The 16850-nt window shown below is 59.6% G+C and carries 17 protein-coding genes; 8 read left to right on the plus strand and 9 right to left on the minus strand.

Going from position 1 to position 16850, the window contains the following annotated elements:
* Nucleotides 1-6: 6 nt before the first annotated feature.
* The 7 genes from GDN47_RS12025 to GDN47_RS12055 form a co-directional block, all read right to left on the minus strand.
* Nucleotides 7-636: a riboflavin synthase gene (locus tag GDN47_RS12025; RefSeq protein WP_152093461.1), complete on the minus strand. Its 630-nt coding sequence runs from the start codon at nt 634-636 to the stop codon at nt 7-9.
* The gene (ribD, locus tag GDN47_RS12030; RefSeq protein ID WP_152093462.1) at nt 636-1745 is read right to left on the minus strand and encodes a bifunctional diaminohydroxyphosphoribosylaminopyrimidine deaminase/5-amino-6-(5-phosphoribosylamino)uracil reductase RibD; all 1110 of its coding nucleotides are present in this window, start codon (nt 1743-1745) and stop codon (nt 636-638) included. Before ribD ends, GDN47_RS12025 begins: the two co-directional genes overlap by 1 nt.
* Before the next feature lie 2 nt (nt 1746-1747).
* A complete protein-coding gene (nrdR, locus tag GDN47_RS12035; protein WP_015339425.1) occupies nt 1748-2224 on the minus strand; it encodes a transcriptional regulator NrdR in 477 nt (158 codons plus the stop codon).
* Between the two features lie 9 nt (nt 2225-2233).
* Nucleotides 2234-3532, minus strand: coding sequence for a serine hydroxymethyltransferase (gene glyA / locus GDN47_RS12040; RefSeq protein WP_069616242.1), 1299 nt, complete (start codon nt 3530-3532; stop codon nt 2234-2236).
* Between the two features lie 175 nt (nt 3533-3707).
* Nucleotides 3708-5021 carry a L,D-transpeptidase family protein gene (locus GDN47_RS12045; RefSeq protein ID WP_113329034.1) on the minus strand — a complete coding sequence of 438 codons (1314 nt, stop codon included), beginning with the start codon at nt 5019-5021 and terminating at the stop codon, nt 3708-3710.
* Nucleotides 5022-5534: 513 nt separating this feature from the next.
* Nucleotides 5535-6050: a transcriptional regulator LdtR gene (gene ldtR, locus GDN47_RS12050; protein WP_069616333.1), complete on the minus strand. Its 516-nt coding sequence runs from the start codon at nt 6048-6050 to the stop codon at nt 5535-5537.
* Between the two features lie 133 nt (nt 6051-6183).
* Nucleotides 6184-6624, minus strand: coding sequence for a DUF6163 family protein (locus GDN47_RS12055; protein ID WP_069616240.1), 441 nt, complete (start codon nt 6622-6624; stop codon nt 6184-6186).
* A gap of 143 nt (nt 6625-6767) precedes the next feature.
* On the opposite strand from GDN47_RS12055, the gene hemB reads away from it, so the two are divergent.
* The 6 genes from hemB (at nt 6768) to GDN47_RS12085 (ending at nt 10940) form a co-directional block, all read left to right on the plus strand.
* Nucleotides 6768-7781: a porphobilinogen synthase gene (gene hemB / locus GDN47_RS12060; protein ID WP_113329035.1), complete on the plus strand. Its 1014-nt coding sequence runs from the start codon at nt 6768-6770 to the stop codon at nt 7779-7781.
* Nucleotides 7782-7961: 180 nt separating this feature from the next.
* Nucleotides 7962-8420, plus strand: a complete 459-nt coding sequence (locus tag GDN47_RS12065; protein ID WP_113329036.1) for an RDD family protein — start codon at nt 7962-7964, stop codon at nt 8418-8420.
* A gap of 182 nt (nt 8421-8602) precedes the next feature.
* Nucleotides 8603-9382, plus strand: a complete 780-nt coding sequence (locus tag GDN47_RS12070; RefSeq protein ID WP_113329037.1) for an arginyltransferase — start codon at nt 8603-8605, stop codon at nt 9380-9382.
* On the plus strand, nt 9383-10279 hold the full coding sequence (locus tag GDN47_RS12075; protein ID WP_152093463.1) for a DMT family transporter: 897 nt from the start codon (nt 9383-9385) through the stop codon (nt 10277-10279).
* 50 nt (nt 10280-10329) lie between these two features.
* On the plus strand, nt 10330-10551 hold the full coding sequence (locus tag GDN47_RS12080; protein ID WP_113329039.1) for an AbrB/MazE/SpoVT family DNA-binding domain-containing protein: 222 nt from the start codon (nt 10330-10332) through the stop codon (nt 10549-10551).
* On the plus strand, nt 10548-10940 hold the full coding sequence (locus GDN47_RS12085) for a type II toxin-antitoxin system death-on-curing family toxin (RefSeq protein WP_113354706.1): 393 nt from the start codon (nt 10548-10550) through the stop codon (nt 10938-10940). The genes GDN47_RS12080 and GDN47_RS12085 overlap by 4 nt, the downstream gene beginning before the upstream one ends.
* A 103-nt stretch (nt 10941-11043) precedes the next feature.
* On the opposite strand, the gene parC is transcribed toward GDN47_RS12085, so the two are convergent.
* Nucleotides 11044-13302, minus strand: coding sequence for a DNA topoisomerase IV subunit A (gene parC / locus GDN47_RS12090; protein ID WP_069616234.1), 2259 nt, complete (start codon nt 13300-13302; stop codon nt 11044-11046).
* Between the two features lie 230 nt (nt 13303-13532).
* Between parC and GDN47_RS12095 the strand changes: the two genes are divergently transcribed.
* Nucleotides 13533-14720 (plus strand): aq_1923 C-terminal domain, encoded by a 1188-nt coding sequence (locus GDN47_RS12095; RefSeq protein ID WP_152093464.1) that lies wholly within the window; start codon nt 13533-13535, stop codon nt 14718-14720.
* 66 nt (nt 14721-14786) lie between these two features.
* Here the strand turns inward: GDN47_RS12095 and GDN47_RS12100 are convergent, their stop codons facing one another.
* Nucleotides 14787-15443 (minus strand): TetR/AcrR family transcriptional regulator, encoded by a 657-nt coding sequence (locus GDN47_RS12100; RefSeq protein ID WP_173002488.1) that lies wholly within the window; start codon nt 15441-15443, stop codon nt 14787-14789.
* A 66-nt stretch (nt 15444-15509) separates the two neighbouring features.
* On the opposite strand from GDN47_RS12100, the gene GDN47_RS12105 reads away from it, so the two are divergent.
* Nucleotides 15510-16679, plus strand: a complete 1170-nt coding sequence (locus tag GDN47_RS12105) for a serine hydrolase domain-containing protein (RefSeq protein WP_152093465.1) — start codon at nt 15510-15512, stop codon at nt 16677-16679.
* Nucleotides 16680-16850 lie beyond the last annotated feature (171 nt).

Below are 16850 nucleotides of genomic sequence, written 5' to 3' on the forward strand. Positions count from 1 at the left end.
GCGCCTTTAGGAAACTTGGGCTTCGCGAACCACCGGAAATTCCGCCAGACGAGCGGCGTAGCGGGCCATGGTGTCGACTTCGAAATTGACGAAATCGCCAGCCTTGCGCTCGCCCCAGGTGGTGACCTCCAGGGAGTGGCGGATCAGGAGCACATCGAATTCCGTACCCTCGACGGCATTGACCGTGAGCGAGGTGCCATCAAGAGCGACCGAGCCCTTCGGCGCCACGAATCTTGCGAGATGCTCCGGCGCGCGCAGGCGGAAGCGGGTGGCCTCGCCTTCTGATGTCACCGATAGGATTTCCGCCTTGCCGTCGATATGGCCTGACACGATGTGGCCGCCAAGCTCGTCGCCGATCTTCAGGGAACGCTCGAGATTGATCTTAGCCCCGGGCTCCCAGCTGCCGATGGTCGTCAGGCGGAGGGCCTCTTCCCAAGCCTCGACCTCGAACCAGCGTCCATTGCTGCCCTCTTCCGGCAATCCGGTCACCGTCAGGCAGACGCCTGCGTGCGAGATGGATGCGCCCATGTCGATCGTCGCCGGATCGTAATTGGTGGCAACGCGCAGCTTGATGCCTTCCTGCATCGGGGAAATGGATTCGACCGTGCCGACGTCGGTGACAATTCCGGTAAACATCAAAAACCTCTCTCGTATTCGTCGCAGAGATCGTCGCCGAAGCGGCTCTCGCCGACATGCATAAAATCAGCTGGGATATTGGACTTGAGGACCGGCGATTCAATACCGCCCTCGCCGATATCGGCCGCCCCCCGGAACAGCAGAATGCGATCGACGAGCCCGGCGTCGAGAAAGCGCTGCGCCGTCCTGGCGCCACCTTCCACCAGCAGGGACGAGATGCCGCGCGTACCCAGCGCCTCCAGCAGCTCTCCCGGCTCGCTGGAATTGGATTGCAACACCTCGACGCCAGCAGCATCGAGCGCCGCGCGCCGTCCGAGGAATGCAGCATCGGTATTGTCATCGAAGGACGGCGGATGGCCGGCAACTGCGATCACCGGATGCTGCCGGGCCGTCCGGACCAGCTTGCTGCCGAGAGGCAGCCGCAGTTCGCCATCGATGACGATACGGAGCGGCGAACGATCCTCCAGGCCGGGAAGCCGGCAAGTCAATTCTGGATCATCTGATATCGCCGTGCCTATGCCGACGAGAATGGCGTCGCTTTCGGCGCGCAGCATCTGGACCTGCGCGCGCGCGATATCGCCGGTAATGCGCACCTGTCCCTCGCCCGACTTGCCGATCATGCCATCGGCGGAAACGGCAAGCTTGAGAGTCACATAAGGCCGGTTTCTCGTCTGGCGCATGAGATAGCCGGCGAGAGACCGCCTGCCTTCCGCCTCCAGAATGCCGGCGTCGACCTCGATGCCCGCATCGCGCAGCATGGCGATGCCACGCCCGGAAACGCGCTGGTCGGGATCGGTGACGCTGATGACGACGCGTGCCACGCCATAGGCAATCAGCGCCTCGGCGCAGGGCGGTGTCTTGCCGTAGTGAGAACAGGGTTCCAGCGTCACATAGGCGGTAGCGCCCAGCGCCCCCGCCCCCGCCTCGGCCAGAGCCTGAGGTTCGGCATGCGGCCGCCCCCCAAGCGCTGTCACAGCGCTGCCCAAGACTACGCCGTCCTTGACGACGATGCAGCCGACGGACGGATTGGTGGAGGTCAGTCCCAAATGCCGGCGCGACAGGCGGATGGCCGCGGCCATGAAACGCTCGTCTTCAGGCCGCAACACCATGGTCAAGGGTCCAGCGGATCGCGGGCGATCTTGGCGTTGATCTCGTCGATCACGTGCTCGAAATCCTCCGCATGCGAAAAATCGCGGTAGACGGAGGCGTAGCGCACGAAGGCGACGTCATCGAGACTTTTCAACGCTTCCAGCACCTGCAGACCGATCTGCTCGGAGCTGATTTCGGTTTCGCCCGAGCTTTCGAGGCGGCGAACGATACCAGACACGGCACGCTCGATCCGGTCACGATCGACCGGACGCTTGCGCAGCGCGATCTCGAAGGAGCGCACCAGCTTGTCACGATCGAACGGCACCTTGCGTCCAGTCTTCTTGATGACCATGAGCTCGCGCAGCTGCACGCGCTCGAAGGTGGTGAAGCGGCCGCCGCAATCCGGACAAATGCGCCGACGGCGGATGGACGTATTGTCCTCCGCCGGGCGCGAGTCCTTGACCTGGGTATCTTCTGAGCCGCAGTAAGGGCAGCGCATGCGCTCTCCTTAGCCCATGTAGCCGTACATCGGGAAGCGGTCGGTGAGCTTGACCACCTTCTCGCGCACGGCAGCCTCGACGGCAGCATTGCCTTCGTCGGAATTGGCGACCTTCAGGCCATCGAGCACTTCGATGATCAGATTGCCGATCTCACGGAACTCGGCTTCCTTGAAGCCGCGCGTCGTGCCGGCCGGCGTGCCGAGGCGGACACCGGAGGTGACAAAAGGCTTTTCGGGATCGAACGGAATGCCGTTCTTGTTGCAGGTGACGTAAGCGCGGCCGAGTGCGGCTTCCGCACGCTTTCCAGTCGCATTCTTCTTACGCAGGTCGACCAGCATCAGGTGGTTGTCGGTGCCGCCAGAGACAACGTCGACGCCGCCGGAAATCAGCGTTTCAGCCAGAGCCTTGGCGTTCTTGACGATCTGGGCAGCATAGTCCTTGAAATCGGGCTGCAGCGCTTCGCCGAGGGCAACGGCCTTGGCGGCGATGACGTGCATCAGCGGGCCGCCCTGGAGGCCCGGGAAGACGGCCGAGTTGAACTTCTTTGCCAGATCCTCGTCATTGGTAAGGATCATGCCGCCGCGCGGGCCGCGGAGCGACTTGTGCGTGGTCGTGGTGGCGACATGGCAATGCGGGAACGGCGACGGATGCTGGCCACCGGCGACGAGACCGGCAATATGGGCCATGTCCACCATCAGATAGGCGCCGACGCTGTCGGCGATCTCGCGGAAGCGCTTCCAGTCCCAGATACGGGAATAGGCCGTGCCGCCGGCAATGATGAGCTTCGGCTTGTGCTCTTCGGCCTTGCGCTGCACTTCGTCCATGTCGAGCAGGTTATCGCCTTCGCGCACGCCGTAGGACACGACGTTGAACCACTTGCCGGACATGTTGACCGGCGAACCATGCGTCAGATGACCACCCGAATTCAGGTCGAGGCCCATGAAGGTATCGCCCGGCTGCAGAAGTGCAAGGAAGACGGCCTGGTTCATCTGCGAACCGGAGTTCGGCTGAACGTTGGCGAAGTTGACGCCGAACAGCTTCTTGGCGCGCTCGATGGCGAGTTCTTCGGCGATATCGACGAACTGGCAGCCGCCGTAGTAGCGCTTGCCCGGATATCCCTCGGCATATTTGTTGGTCATGATCGAGCCCTGCGCTTCCAGAACGGCGCGCGAGACGATGTTTTCCGAGGCGATCAGTTCGATTTCGTGCCGCTGGCGACCGAGTTCCTTGCCGATCGCGCCAAAGATTTCCGGATCGGTGTCGGCAAGCGAGCGATTGAAGAAGGGTTCGGTGGACGCGTTGGTCATCGTGAAAGCTCCTGAACGGGCCGGAACGGCAATGCAGACGGTATTAACGCCCGGGTCGCCGGAGAGCAATACGACCAGCGACATTTGCTGGGCAAACTACGATAGCTGACACCGACACACGAAAAAGCCGCGTCCGAAAACGCGGCTTCGATAAGAATTGCAATTGGAATGCCGATTATTGAACCGGCTGCTCCATGCCCTCAGTCGTATTGAGCGCCAACTGGGAATTGCCGTCGAGATTATAGATATCGTCACGGAACTGGACGATGCCGTCGCGGGCGCTCCAGGCCGAAATATAAACGAAATAGACAGGCACTTCGGTCGCCAGCTTGATCGGCGTGTTGACGCGGGTGGAAATGACCTGCTCGATGTGCTGACGCGGCCAGCCTGGCGTTTCAGCCAGCAGCCAGGTTGCGAGGTCGCGTACGTTCTGGACGCGCACGCAGCCCGAGCTGTCGAAACGCATTAGCTTGTTGAAGAGGCCCTGCTCGGGCGTATCGTGCATGTATTCGTTATTGGGATTATAGAAGTTGATCTTCGTGGATGCCATGGCATTCGTCTTGCCCGGGTCCTGACGGAACATCAGGTCCGGCGCCTTGTCCGAATTCCAGTCGATCGTCTCGGGGGCCACTTCCTGGCCCTTGCCGTCGAGAAGGCGAATGTTGTTCTTCGTCAGGTAGGTCGGGTCCTTGCGCATCAAGGGCACGATGTCCTTGACGACGATGGAGCGCGGCGCCGTCCAGTACGGGTTGAGGATGACCTCATAGATCTTCGAATTGATGATGTGCGTCGGCCGCGATTCACGGCCCACGATCGCCTGGTGGCGCAACGCTACCTGGCCATCCTCGACGGCTTCGACACGTGTCGCCGGGATGTTGACCATGACGTGACGACGGCCGAGGTCGGACGGGAACGTCTGGAGGCGAACAAGATTGGTGTTGAGCTGCTGCAGGCGGACATTGGCGGGGATGTTCATCGCCTTCAGCGTGAAATCGCCCAGGACGCCATCTGCCGGCAGTCCGTGACGGGCCTGGAAGCGCTTGACCGCACCGTCGACATAAGAGTCGAAGGCAGAGGAGATACCAGCCTCACGCGGCAGGTCGCCGGTGATCATCAAATGCTGGCGCAGCGACTGTACCGCCGGATCGGTCACACCGAGCTGCAGCGGCTGCTGGCTTGTCGGATTGATCTGCGGCCATCCGCCGTTGGCGGCAATACTCTGATATTGCGCGATCGCCTGCTGAATATTCGATACGGAATCTGGCCCGAGAATTGGCGTGTTCGACTGAACAGCAGCGGCGGTGCGCGCCGCAGCCTTGGCGTCGAACTGATCATCCCAATTGCCGCGAGAACGGTCGTTGATCAGCGCTTCCAGTGGGGTCGCGTTTTGCGCGAGAGCCGGAGCAGCCAGTGCAGCAGCGCCAAGAGTTGCAGCCGACCGCAGGAAAGCGCGGCGCGAAAAGGGTTCAATTCCGTTTTTCTTCGACATATCCTAACCGTTCAACGCTGCGATCCAATCATGCGCAGCCTAGAGAGGAAGCAGTAAATAGCGCAAGCTTGCGCCAAGTAACGTGGCTCAGTATCAATCCGTTCCCTTAATGCACCACCAAAAACTTGGCCACGAACTATCACAATATCGCGAAGCCAAGACCTTCAGGTCGGAAGATCGTATTTCGAGAACGCTGCCTGCAGTCGATTTCCGCTGTCATAGCAATATGGCCAATTCGTGTCTCACGGCATGAAACTTGCTTTGCCGCGCGAGTGCAAAAGAAAAGCCAAACTGCATTTGCTAAAATACCACAGCTGCGCGTGGTTCATAGCGTGTCCTGATCTTGCGTCAATGGCTTAGCCGCCCGGGACGTTACATGTGACGGAAGGTGAAGCGCGGACGTGGCAAAAAACGCACAACGGCCGAACCGTCAACGCGTTCAAGCCGGACACGCAGGGAACGTGTCCAGCTTGCTTTGACTGGAAGGCCTTGGGATCTGTCCCTGCCCGCTACTTACAGGCGATAGAGGATCTGATCGTTCCAGAAGCGGTCCAGACGCTGCAGGAGCTTGTTCATCTGGGTGAACTCGTCCGTGCCGATGCCGCCGACCTTGTCGATCGAGCCGATATGGCGCTCATAGAGCTTGGCGACGGTTTCGGCGATATCCTGGCCGGTTTCCGTCAGGCTGATGCGGACCGAGCGACGGTCGATGCGCGAGCGCTGATGGTTGATGAAGCCCAGGTCGACCAGCTTCTTGACGTTATAGGAAACGTTGGAGCCGAGGTAGAAACCGCGGGAGCGCAGTTCGCCGGCCGTCAGCTCGGAATTACCGATATTGAAAAGGAGAAGTGCCTGTACGGCGTTGACATCGTCGCGACCCTGGCGGTCGAACTCGTCCTTGATAACATCAAGCAGGCGGCGGTGCAGACGCTCGACCAGGTGAAGGGATTCCATGTAGAGGGCCCGGATGTCATCAACCTGCTGATCCCGAGCGTTTGCAACTGCCTGCGGCTTGATTTTCGTGTTCATCATGACTTGGCCTCACTCTGTTTTGTTTGGCGGTGTCGTTTTCTTCCCGCCTTGAGTGAGACCCTATCGAATACACATAAAATTCTACTTAAACTGCAGGCTTAACAGCACCTTACCAGGAAGTGTTGCTGTCTCAGGGTAAATCAACCATTACCTGCTGCCGACGACGCCGGCGTTTCTCCTGCCACAGCAGGACGCGGAAAGCGCAATAAATCACCGCGACACAGGCATGCAAGATCATGATCAGCGGATTGGATCCGAATATCTCCGGCCAGACGCCATACATCAGCCCCTGCCCGCCTGCAGCCAGCACCCACATGACCGGCCCCCAGGAAACTGTAAGCCATAATCCAAGGGCTGCGACCGGAAAAACCACGGCAAGCCCGGCACCCGCGACCTTCCAGGGCAGAGCGAGCAGATCGAAGCGGGCGTGACCATCCAGCGAATAGCCGACCAGCATCGCCCAGTATTGCAGGCCGAGCCAGAAGCAGGCGATCGCGATCAGCCGCAGGAACAGCACGAACAGGATGTCCGTCAGCGTATTCTTGGGTACGGTCGAAGAATCAGGTTCCATGCGCGAACAATACGTAGGAGGCACGTGCCTCGCCAGAATATAATGGCTGCGGCCTTTCGCCTTGTTTTGAATCCTGGGGACGGCGTGATAGGTACGCGCCCCATAGAGAATGCCATAAATAGACGAAGAAGGATGGCGGCATCATGGAGAACAAGACGCATCTCGTTGACGAGATCACCGGTCATCGGCGCATGCGGCGCAACCGCAAGGCCGATTGGACGCGCCGTCTCGTGCAGGAAAACCGGCTGACGGTCGACGATCTGATCTGGCCGATCTTCGTGATCCCAGGCACCGGCATCGTCGAGCCCATCCCGGCCATGCCCGGCGTCAACCGCATGACCGTGGACAAAGCTGTGGAAGCGGCCAAGGAGGCAGCCGATCTCGGCATTCCCGCGCTCGCGACATTCCCCAACATCGAGATGGAACTGCGCGATGAGACCGGCTCCAACAGTCTCGAGAAGAATAATCTCATCAACCTCGCCACGGCCGCAATCAAGAAGGCGGTGCCGAACATTGGCGTCATCACAGACGTCGCGCTCGACCCTTTCACCAGCCACGGCCATGACGGCATCCTGCGCGGCAACGAGATCGTCAATGACGAAACGGTCGAACAGGTGGCGCGTGCCGCAGTATATCAAGCGGATGCCGGAGCAGACATCATCGCGCCTTCGGAAATGATGGACGGCCGCATCGGCGCGATCCGCCAGGCACTCGATGCAGCCGGCCACCAGAGCGTCGGCATCATGAGCTATGCGACGAAATTCAGCTCGGCCTTCTACGGTCCCTATCGTGAGGCAATTTCGACCGGCGGTCTGCTGAAGGGCGACAAGAAGACCTATTATATCGACCCGGCAAACGGCACCGAGGCCGTGCGCGACGCGACGCTCGACGTCGAGGAAGGCGCCGACATGCTGATGGTCAAGCCCGGCCTGCCCTATCTCGACATCTGCTGGCGGCTGAAGGAAGCCTTCGGCCTTCCGACCTTCGCCTATCAGGTCTCCGGCGAATACGCTATGATCAAGGCTGCCGCGGCCAACGGCTGGATCGACGGCGAGAAGGTAATGCTCGAAACCCTGCTCGCCTTCAAGCGCGCCGGCTGCGATGGCATCCTCACCTATTTCGCTGTCGAGGTGGCGAGACATCTGGCGAAGAAATAACGTCACGCCGCTCGCTTATTGTATTTGCTGAAGCCGATACCATATGTTCGGCAAATGTTTCCTCGCCGCGACTTTTGCGTGCCCTACCGGTCGCACAAAAGTCGCAGAGGGATCTTTAACTGGCATTGGCCCCTTGCGGATCTGAAGAATTGACGGGGGCTAGTGCGAAGGAGCAAAACGATGAGCCTGAACCCCAGCCCGCTCTATGCAGCACCGGATGACTGGCGCGCCTATAGTGGCGTGCTGAGCCGGCGCATCTTCGCCTTCATCGTTGACTACATCATCGTCGCGCTGCTGTGCATTCCGGCGGCCGTACTGCTGTTCCTCGTTTCAATCCTGACACTGGGGCTCGGCTTCTTCCTTTATCCGGTGCTGTTCGTTCTCGTTGCCGGCCTCTATTTCGGGTGGACGCTTGGCGGCCCCTATCAGGCGTCGCTCGGCATGCGCGCCATGGGCCTCACCATGGTTCGAGTCGACGGCCGGCGCATGGATTTCCTGACCGCGATCGTACATCTGGCCCTGTTCTGGATCCTGAACTCCGTCCTGACGCCGCTTATCCTGCTGGTAGGTCTCTTCACCGACCGCAGCCGGCTTGTGCATGACCTGCTGCTCGGCACGGTCATCGCCCGGACGGCCTAAAACAACGCATAAGCATAGGGCACCCCCACGATTTCCCACGGGCCATGGCGCGCGCGGGAGATATTTCTGTGCATGGTCAATTAGGAAACTTCGATCTTTAGCGAAGGACGTAGTTGACGTTTTCTAAACTTGGGCCATGCTTGTAGAAAACGGGTGCCGAGAGAAAGGTCAATCAACGGCAGATGAACACGCAGTCGACGCCATCTCCGCAGTTTTATCTGACGGCACCGGCTTCCTGCCCGTACCTGCCGCACGAAATGGAACGCAAGGTCTTTACGCACCTTGTTGGTCCGCGCGCCGCCGAGATGAACGATATTCTGACCCAGGGCGGCTTCAGGCGCTCGCAGAACATCGCTTATCGTCCCGCCTGCGAATCCTGCAGGGCCTGCATATCGGTACGCATCCTCGCCCAGGAATTCGAGCCCACCCGATCGATGAAACGGGTACTGACCGCCAACAACGATATCATCGCCACCGAATTTCCGGCGCAGCCCTCCAGCGAGCAATATTCGCTCTTCCGTCGCTATCTCGATTATCGTCATCAGCAAGGCGGCATGTCCGACATGACCGTCCTCGATTATGCGATCATGGTCGAGGACACACATGTGAACACGCGCATCATCGAATATCGCCGCCGCGAAGAGGGTTCGGGGCTGGAACAGCGCCCGAAGGGCGAACTGCTGGCCGCCGCCCTGACCGACGTCATGAGCGACGGGCTGTCCATGGTCTATTCCTATTTCAATCCCGATCTCGATGCGCGGTCGCTCGGCACGTTCATGATTCTGGACCACATCAAGCGGACGAAGGCCCTGGGGCTGCCGCACGTCTATCTCGGCTATTGGGTCAAGGGCTCGCGCAAGATGGACTACAAGACGCGCTTCCAGCCTCAGGAGCATCTCACCCCACGCGGATGGGAGCGCTTCGATCCGGCCGCCGACGGCGACAAAGAAATCGTCCGCTGAATGTTCTCCCAGCTTTCGGACCACAAGAAGGGCCTGCTGCTGACGACGCTCGGCGGCCTGGCGCTGTCGATGGATATTCCCTTGATCCGGCTTTCCAGCGGCGAAGTCTGGTCGGTGCTGTCGGCACGCAGCCTTGCGACCATCGTCGTGGCACTCGCAGCTCTTTTCGTCATCCGCCGGGTCACAGGCTCGTTGCAAGGCGTACTGCCGGGCTGGCTTGGAATTCCCGTTGGCTTCTTCTACGGGCTGACCACCATCACCTTCCTGCTTGCCGTCTATTATACGAAGGCGGCGAATGTGGTCTTCATCATCGCGCTCAACCCAATGTTCACCGCGCTGCTGTCTTGGATTTTCCTGAAAGAGCGACCTGCCGTGTCCACCTTCATCACCATGGCAGTGATGATCCTCGGTGTTGGCCTGATCGTCGGCGACGGCATGGAGGCTGGGCACCTGCTTGGCGATGCCCTTTCGGTGATCGCATCGCTTTCCATCGCCTGTGCGATCACGATTAGCCGCGCCTCGGGGCGGGATATGGGCTTTGCTTCCTTGCTGGCAGCGATCATCCCAGCCGCCGTCGGCCTCTATCACGTGGCTCCCTCCGGCTTTTCCATCACCCATCCCGGCTGGATCCTTTTTGACGGCGCCGTACTGATGCCGCTTTCCTTCTGGTGCCTTGCGACGGGCACACGCTTTCTCTCAGCGCCGGAAGTGGCGATGTTCTATCTGCTCGAAACGATCCTCGCGCCGATCTGGGTCTGGATGATCTTCTCGGAGGCGCCGACCACCATGACACTGGCCGGCGGCGCGATATTGATCCTGGCGCTGGCCGCACACTCGCTCTGGCAGGCGCGGGTCAAGGCTAGAGCAGCGATCACCGCGCAAAGCCTTGCGCATTGAAACAACAGTCGGCCAATGTTATAACTGAGTTATTACATTGGAGTTGAGACATGAATGTCACCATCCGCAAAATCGGCAATTCCGAAGGCGTGATTATTCCGAAGGAAGTCCTTCACAGACTCGGCTTGAAGAACGGCGATGCATTGGAAATACGCGAAGTAAACGGCAACATCGAGTTGGTGCCGGAGCGTGCCGATCTCGCCGAGCAACTGCGGGCTGCGCGGCTTGGCATGCAAAAATATCGCGCTGCTCTGCGTGAACTTGCAAAATGATCGAATACAAATGGCTCTCCCGCGAAGCCATCGAGATCATGCACGAGGAACAACTCGCCGAGCATGGTGGCTTATTGGGTTTAAAGGATGAAAATGCTTTGGAAGCGGCGTTGGCTCGTCCGCTCAACAAAGCTGTCTATGGCGAAAATGACCTATTCGCTTTGGCCGCCGCCTATCTTTACGGTCCGTTACGGAACCATCCTTTTTCCGACGGGAACAAAAGAACTGGTTACCTGGCGGCGTTCACATTTCTCTACATCCATGGCTATCTGATTGAAGCCGACGATGGGATGATCGTGACGTTTGTATTGGGTGTCGCGGCCGGGGAAATCGATGAAATAGGTGCGACTCAATTCCTGAAAGATTTCAGCGTTCCGCTGGCCGGGTGACGGGCTGCCGTATCCGTTATCCCCGGCCCTTCGCTAGCGCTCAGGGCGTTCGTCGCTGTAATCGACCCATGGGTCGATTGCTCGGACTTTGCCTGACCGCTCCTCACCCCGAAAACCTGCCGCTTCTGGGGAAGCCCTTCGGGACGGCACGGCCGGCGCCGGCGCGGTCGCCCAACCATTCCACCAACTCATCCTTGCTCTTGGTGAAGGTGCGGCCGGCGCTGTCTTCCCAGGTCAGGCCATCTGCGATCGCGAAGCATCTGATATCGGCGATGCCGCCATCCTTGTAGCGCTGCAGGCGCACGCCCTTGCCGCGCGACATTTCCGGCACCTGCGAAAGCGGGAAGATCACCATCTTGCGGTTCTCGCCAACCACGGCGACATGGTCGCCCGAAACCGGAACCAGAAGCTTGGTCTCGTCGGGATAAGAGACGTTCATGATCTGCTTGCCCTTGCGGGTGTTTGCGACCAGTTCCGCCTCGGCAACGATGAAGCCGTTACCTGCCGTCGATGCGATTATCTGCTTGCGCTGCGGATCATGGACGAAGGCGGTCAGCACATCCTGATCGTTTTCCATGTCGATCATGATGCGCAGCGGCTCGCCATGGCCGCGGCCGCCCGGCAGCTTGTCGCCTCCGAGCGTATAGGCCTTGCCGCCGGTCGTAATGATGAGGATCTTGTCCGTGGTCTGCGCCGGGAACGCAACCTTGAGACCGTCACCCTCCTTGAAGGTCAGCGACGAGGTATCGGAAATGTGGCCCTTGAGAGCACGAATCCAGCCCTTTTCCGAAACGACGACGGTAATCGGCTCCTTCTCGATCATCGCCTGCTGGATGGCCGCATCATCGGCTTCGGGCGCTTCGGCAAACTGCGTGCGGCGCCGACCAATGTCAGTGGCCTTGGCGAATTTCTTCTTCACCTCGCCGATTTCCCAGGCAACCGTCTGCCACTGCTTCTCGTCCGAAGCGAGCAATGCCTCGATGTCGGCTTTCTCCTTCGTCAGGCCGTCGAACTCCTTGCGGATTTCGAACTCCTCCAGCTTGCGCAAGGAGCGCAGCCGCATGTTGAGGATCGCCTCGACCTGATTGTCCGTGAGGCCGAAACGCTCCATCATCACAGGCTTCGGCTCATCCTCCTCGCGGATGATGGCGATGACCTCGTCGATATTGAGATAAGCGACCAGCAAGCCGCCGAGAATTTCGAGGCGCTTTTCGATGGCCGCCAGACGGAAGCGCGAACGGCGCAGCAGGACTTCCCGGCGGTGATCCAGCCATTCCTTCAGCACTTCGTTCAGCGCCATGACCTTGGGAATGCGGCCCATGGACAGAACGTTCATGTTGAGCGGGAACCGGCTCTCAAGCTCGGTGAGCTTGAACATCGACTCCATCAGGATCGTCGCGTCGACTGTGCGGCTCTTCGGCACGAGAACGACGCGGATATCTTCGGCGGATTCGTCACGGATGTCCTCGAGCAGCGGCAGCTTGCGCGCCAGAAGCAGTTCGGCGATCTTTTCGATCAGCCGCGACTTCTGCACCTGGAACGGAATTTCCGTGATGACAATCTGGTAGCCGCCGCGACCGAGATCCTCGATCTCCCACTTGGACCGGACACGGAAACCGCCGCGGCCGGTCTTATAACTTTCTATGATGCTCTGCCGATCATCGATAATGATGCCGCCGGTCGGAAAGTCGGGACCTGGAATATACAGTTCCACCAGCTTCTCGACCGTCGCATCGCGATCCTTGATCAGATGCAGGGCGGCGTCGCAAAGCTCGTGAGCATTGTGCGGCGGGATAGAGGTCGCCATGCCGACGGCAATGCCAGAAGAGCCGTTGGCGAGCAGATTGGGAAAAGCCCCAGGCAGAACGATCGGCTCGGAATTCGACTCGTCATAGGTGTCACGGAAATCCACTGCATCCTGGTCGATACCCTCGAGCAGCAGCTCGGAAACCGCCGTCATCTTGGATTCGGTGTAGCGCATCGCGGCCGGGCTATCGCCGTCGATATTGCCGAAATTGCCCTGGCCGTTGACCAGCGTGTAGCGCTGCGAGAAATCCTGCGCCAGGCGCGCCAGCGCATCGTAGATCGATTGGTCGCCATGCGGGTGATAGTTACCCATCACCTCGCCGACAATCTTGGCGCATTTGCGGAAGGCAGCGTTCGGGCGGAGCCCCATCTCGCTCATCGCATAGACGATACGGCGATGCACCGGCTTCAGCCCGTCGCGGACGTCCGGAAGCGCGCGTTGCGTAATCGTCGACAAGGCATAGGCCAGGTAACGCTCTTCGAGCGCGGCCTTCAGATCGACCGGAAGGATGTTGTCGTCGCCGTCACCGGGCGGCGGTGTCAGATTTTTTCCCATGGCCCTTGACTATAAGAGATGACGATTCACAGCAAGAAATCAGCCGAAAGCACCTGTGGATGAAGGCGTTTCAGGCACATTGCAGGGTGGCTATCGATACATTTTTGCTGCACTCGCACTCTACATTCATTGTCGTTGGATTTTCACAGAAAGATCAATATAAGTCAGCGCAGTACACGCTCAATCTGTACGTCCCCGCCAATACCACCGGCTCAACGAGGAACGCCATCATGACTTTCTATCGGACCACGCGGCTGATGCTGTGCAGTGCCGCCACCCTGTCTTTCGCCAGCTCCGCCTTTGCGCTCGACGGCAACGATCTGCTGAAGAAGATCAACGACGTCTATAGCCAGCAGGGCGGTTCGATTGCCGCTAGCAGCATCGATGTCGACGGCAGCACAGTGACGCTGAAGGGTGCAAGCGTCAAGGCGGCCGGCATGGAAGACAGCATTCCGCTGGGCGATATCACCCTTGATGGCGTCGAGGAAAACAATGGCGGCTACACGATCGAAGAAATCGATTTTGCGGATGTCGATTTCAAAAAGGACGGTGCCTCCGTTTCCGCCACCGATCTCAAGCTGAGCGGCGTAGAGATCCCGGCCGACGCAAGCAAGGGCGACCTGAGCTCGCTGCTCTACTACAAGAGCGCTCATGCCGGCGCCGTGTCCGTAACGAAGGACGATACCGAGGTGTTCTCGATCGAGGGCGCCGACGCCAACATGAAGAGGCGTGACGACAAGTCGGGCCTCGACTTCGACGCCAAGATCAACGGCATCAAGGCCGATCTCAGCAAGGTCGACGATGCGAAGACAAAGGAAGCGATCGATGCGCTGAAGCTGCAGCAGATCGACGGTACCGTCTCCATGAAGGGCAGCTGGGAAATCGGCCCCGGCACGATCGACATCAGCGAATACTCCTTTGACTTCAGGGACATCGGCAAGCTGAACCTCGCCTTCAGCATTTCCGGCTATACGCCCGCCTTCGCCAAGTCGATGCAGGATGCGCTGAAGACGGTTCGCGCCAATCCGAACCAGCAGGAAGCGCAGCAGTCCGCCGGCCTCGCCATGCTCGGCCTGCTGCAGCAGCTCACCTTCAACAGCGCCCAGATCCGCTTCGACGACGCGTCGATTACGGCACGCGCGCTCGACTTCGCCAGCAAGCAGCAGGGCGTTACCGGCAAGCAGCTCGCCGACACGCTGAAGGCAATGACGCCGATCATGATGGCGCAGCTCAACGTTCCGGAGCTCCAGAATGCCGTCTCCGCAGCGGTCAGCGCCTATCTCGACAATCCGAAGAGCCTGACGGTCACGGCTGCTCCCGGCAAGCCGGTGCCTGTGCCGATGATCATCGGCGCTGCCATGGGCGCGCCGACGACGATCCCGCAGGTCATCGGCCTCAAGGTTTCCTCGAACGACTAATCGGTCATTTCCAAAACCATTCCGGAACCCGGCGATCTCGGTCGCCGGGTTTTTCTTTGCCTCGGCTCAGGCTTCCTGCCGCACTTGATAGGTTTTCAGTTCGTTGAGCGCATGAGACAAGAGGGCGAGCAATTCGTCCGTGGTTGCGCCGTCGCGGGCCTGAACGGACATGCCCTGCACGATCGCGCCCAGAAAACGCGCCAGCGACCGAGCGTCCGCGTCCGGCCGCATATCCCCCTCCGCAATCCCGCGCTCGATGCGGGCGGTGAAGATATCCAGCGTCTGCAGACGCATCGATGCGACATGATGGGCGATCGGCTCGTTCTCCTCTGCGCAATTCAGCACCGCGGTGGATATCATGCAGCCTTTCGGGTGTTCCGGCGCCGTGAAGATCTTGGCGGAGTTCGTCAGAAAGCGCTCGAAGGCAGTCACGGTATTCACCTTGTCCTGGAAGGGATTGCCGGGTTCCGGACGGGGCATGCGCCGATATTGATCCAGCGTCTCGCGATAGAGCTCGGCCTTCGAACCGAAGGCGGCATAAAGGCTTTGCGGCGTAATGCCCATGGCGGCCGTCAGGTCGGCAATGGAGGAACCGTCGTAGCCGTGCTTCCAGAAAGTATCTCGCGCGGCGGCAAGAACCGTTTCCCGATCGAAAGCGGGCGGCCGCCCACGCTTGCGTGGCGAAGAATTTTCCTTCTCTTCAATATTTTTCACAATGGTCACTCTAGAATTATTTCCCGACTTGGTTTATTCAGGAATGGTCATTGTGATTATATAAGGTTTTTCCCCATGAGTCTTCCACTGGAAAATTCCGTTCCTCTCACCGACGGCAGCCTCGCTGAAGGCGTCGATGCTGCAATCGATTCCGCGCTGGCCGACAAAAGGCTGGTCGGGACCGTCGTTCTGATCGCTCAGGACGGAGAATTGGTCTACACCCGCGCCGCCGGTCTGGCGGATCGCGAAAACAAAGTCGCAATGCGGGAAGACGCTATTTTCCGCCTTGCTTCCGTCACCAAACCGATCGTCACCATTGCCGCCATGCGGCTCGTCGAACAGGGCCGCATCGGTCTCGACGATCCGATCACCAAATGGCTCCCGGATTTCCGGCCGCGTCTGCCCGATGGCGGCGAAGCCGTTATCCGTATTCGACATCTTCTCACCCATACCTCCGGGTTGGGTTACACATTCGCCGAGGCGCAAGACGGCCCCTATCACACGGCTGGCGTATCCGACGGGCTGGACACACCGGGTCGTTCGCTGGCAGACAACCTCCAGCGCCTCGCCAGCGCCCCTCTTCTCTTCGCGCCCGGCCAAAACTGGCAGTATTCGCTGGCGATGGATGTCCTTGGCGGCATCATCGAGAAGGAAACCGGCGGCCGGCTCGGCGATGCAGTTGCCGATCTTGTCATGAAGCCGCTCGGCATTTCCGACACGGCCTTCTACGTGCGCGACCGCAGCCGCCTGGCAGCCGCCTATGTGAATGATGCTCCCGAGCCGCAACGGATGGGGGACGAGGCTCTCGTTCCGATTTTCGACGGCACGATCCGCTTTGCACCCGACAGGGTATTCGATCCCGCTTCCTACCACTCCGGCGGCGCCGGCATGGCCGGAACGGCAAGCGATATCCTTGCCATTCTGGACACGATCAGAAAGGGTGGAGCACCGCTGCTGTCGGCCGATACGGTGAAGACCATGATGACAGATCAGGCAGGCGGCCACATGCAGGCCCAGCAGGCCGGCTTCGGTTTCGGTTACGGCTGGTCCGTCGTCCTCGATCCCTTCGTCGCTCAGGTCCCCTTCTCGGCTGGCACGATCAAATGGGGCGGTGTCTATGGGCACAGCTGGTTCGTCGATGCCCAAAAGGGCCTGACGGTGGTCGCGCTGACGAATACAGCGCTCGAAGGCATGTGGGGGCAATTCACGATCGACCTGGCGAAAGCGGTCTATGCCGCAATCTAACTGATATCAGCAGACAAGCAAAAACCCGGCGATTGCGGTCGCCGGGTTTTTGTATTTCATGAAATTGAGCAACGCGAACATATGTCGCCGCCACAAATGCAACCAATGTTTGCATTTCAATAAAATGAATCCTATTGCTTGCAATGATAAGCAATTTATTGTTTCAGATGT

This window comes from Martinezella dioscoreae (genome assembly GCF_009176305.1).
GTDB classification, from domain to species: Bacteria; Pseudomonadota; Alphaproteobacteria; order Rhizobiales; family Rhizobiaceae; genus Rhizobium; species Rhizobium dioscoreae.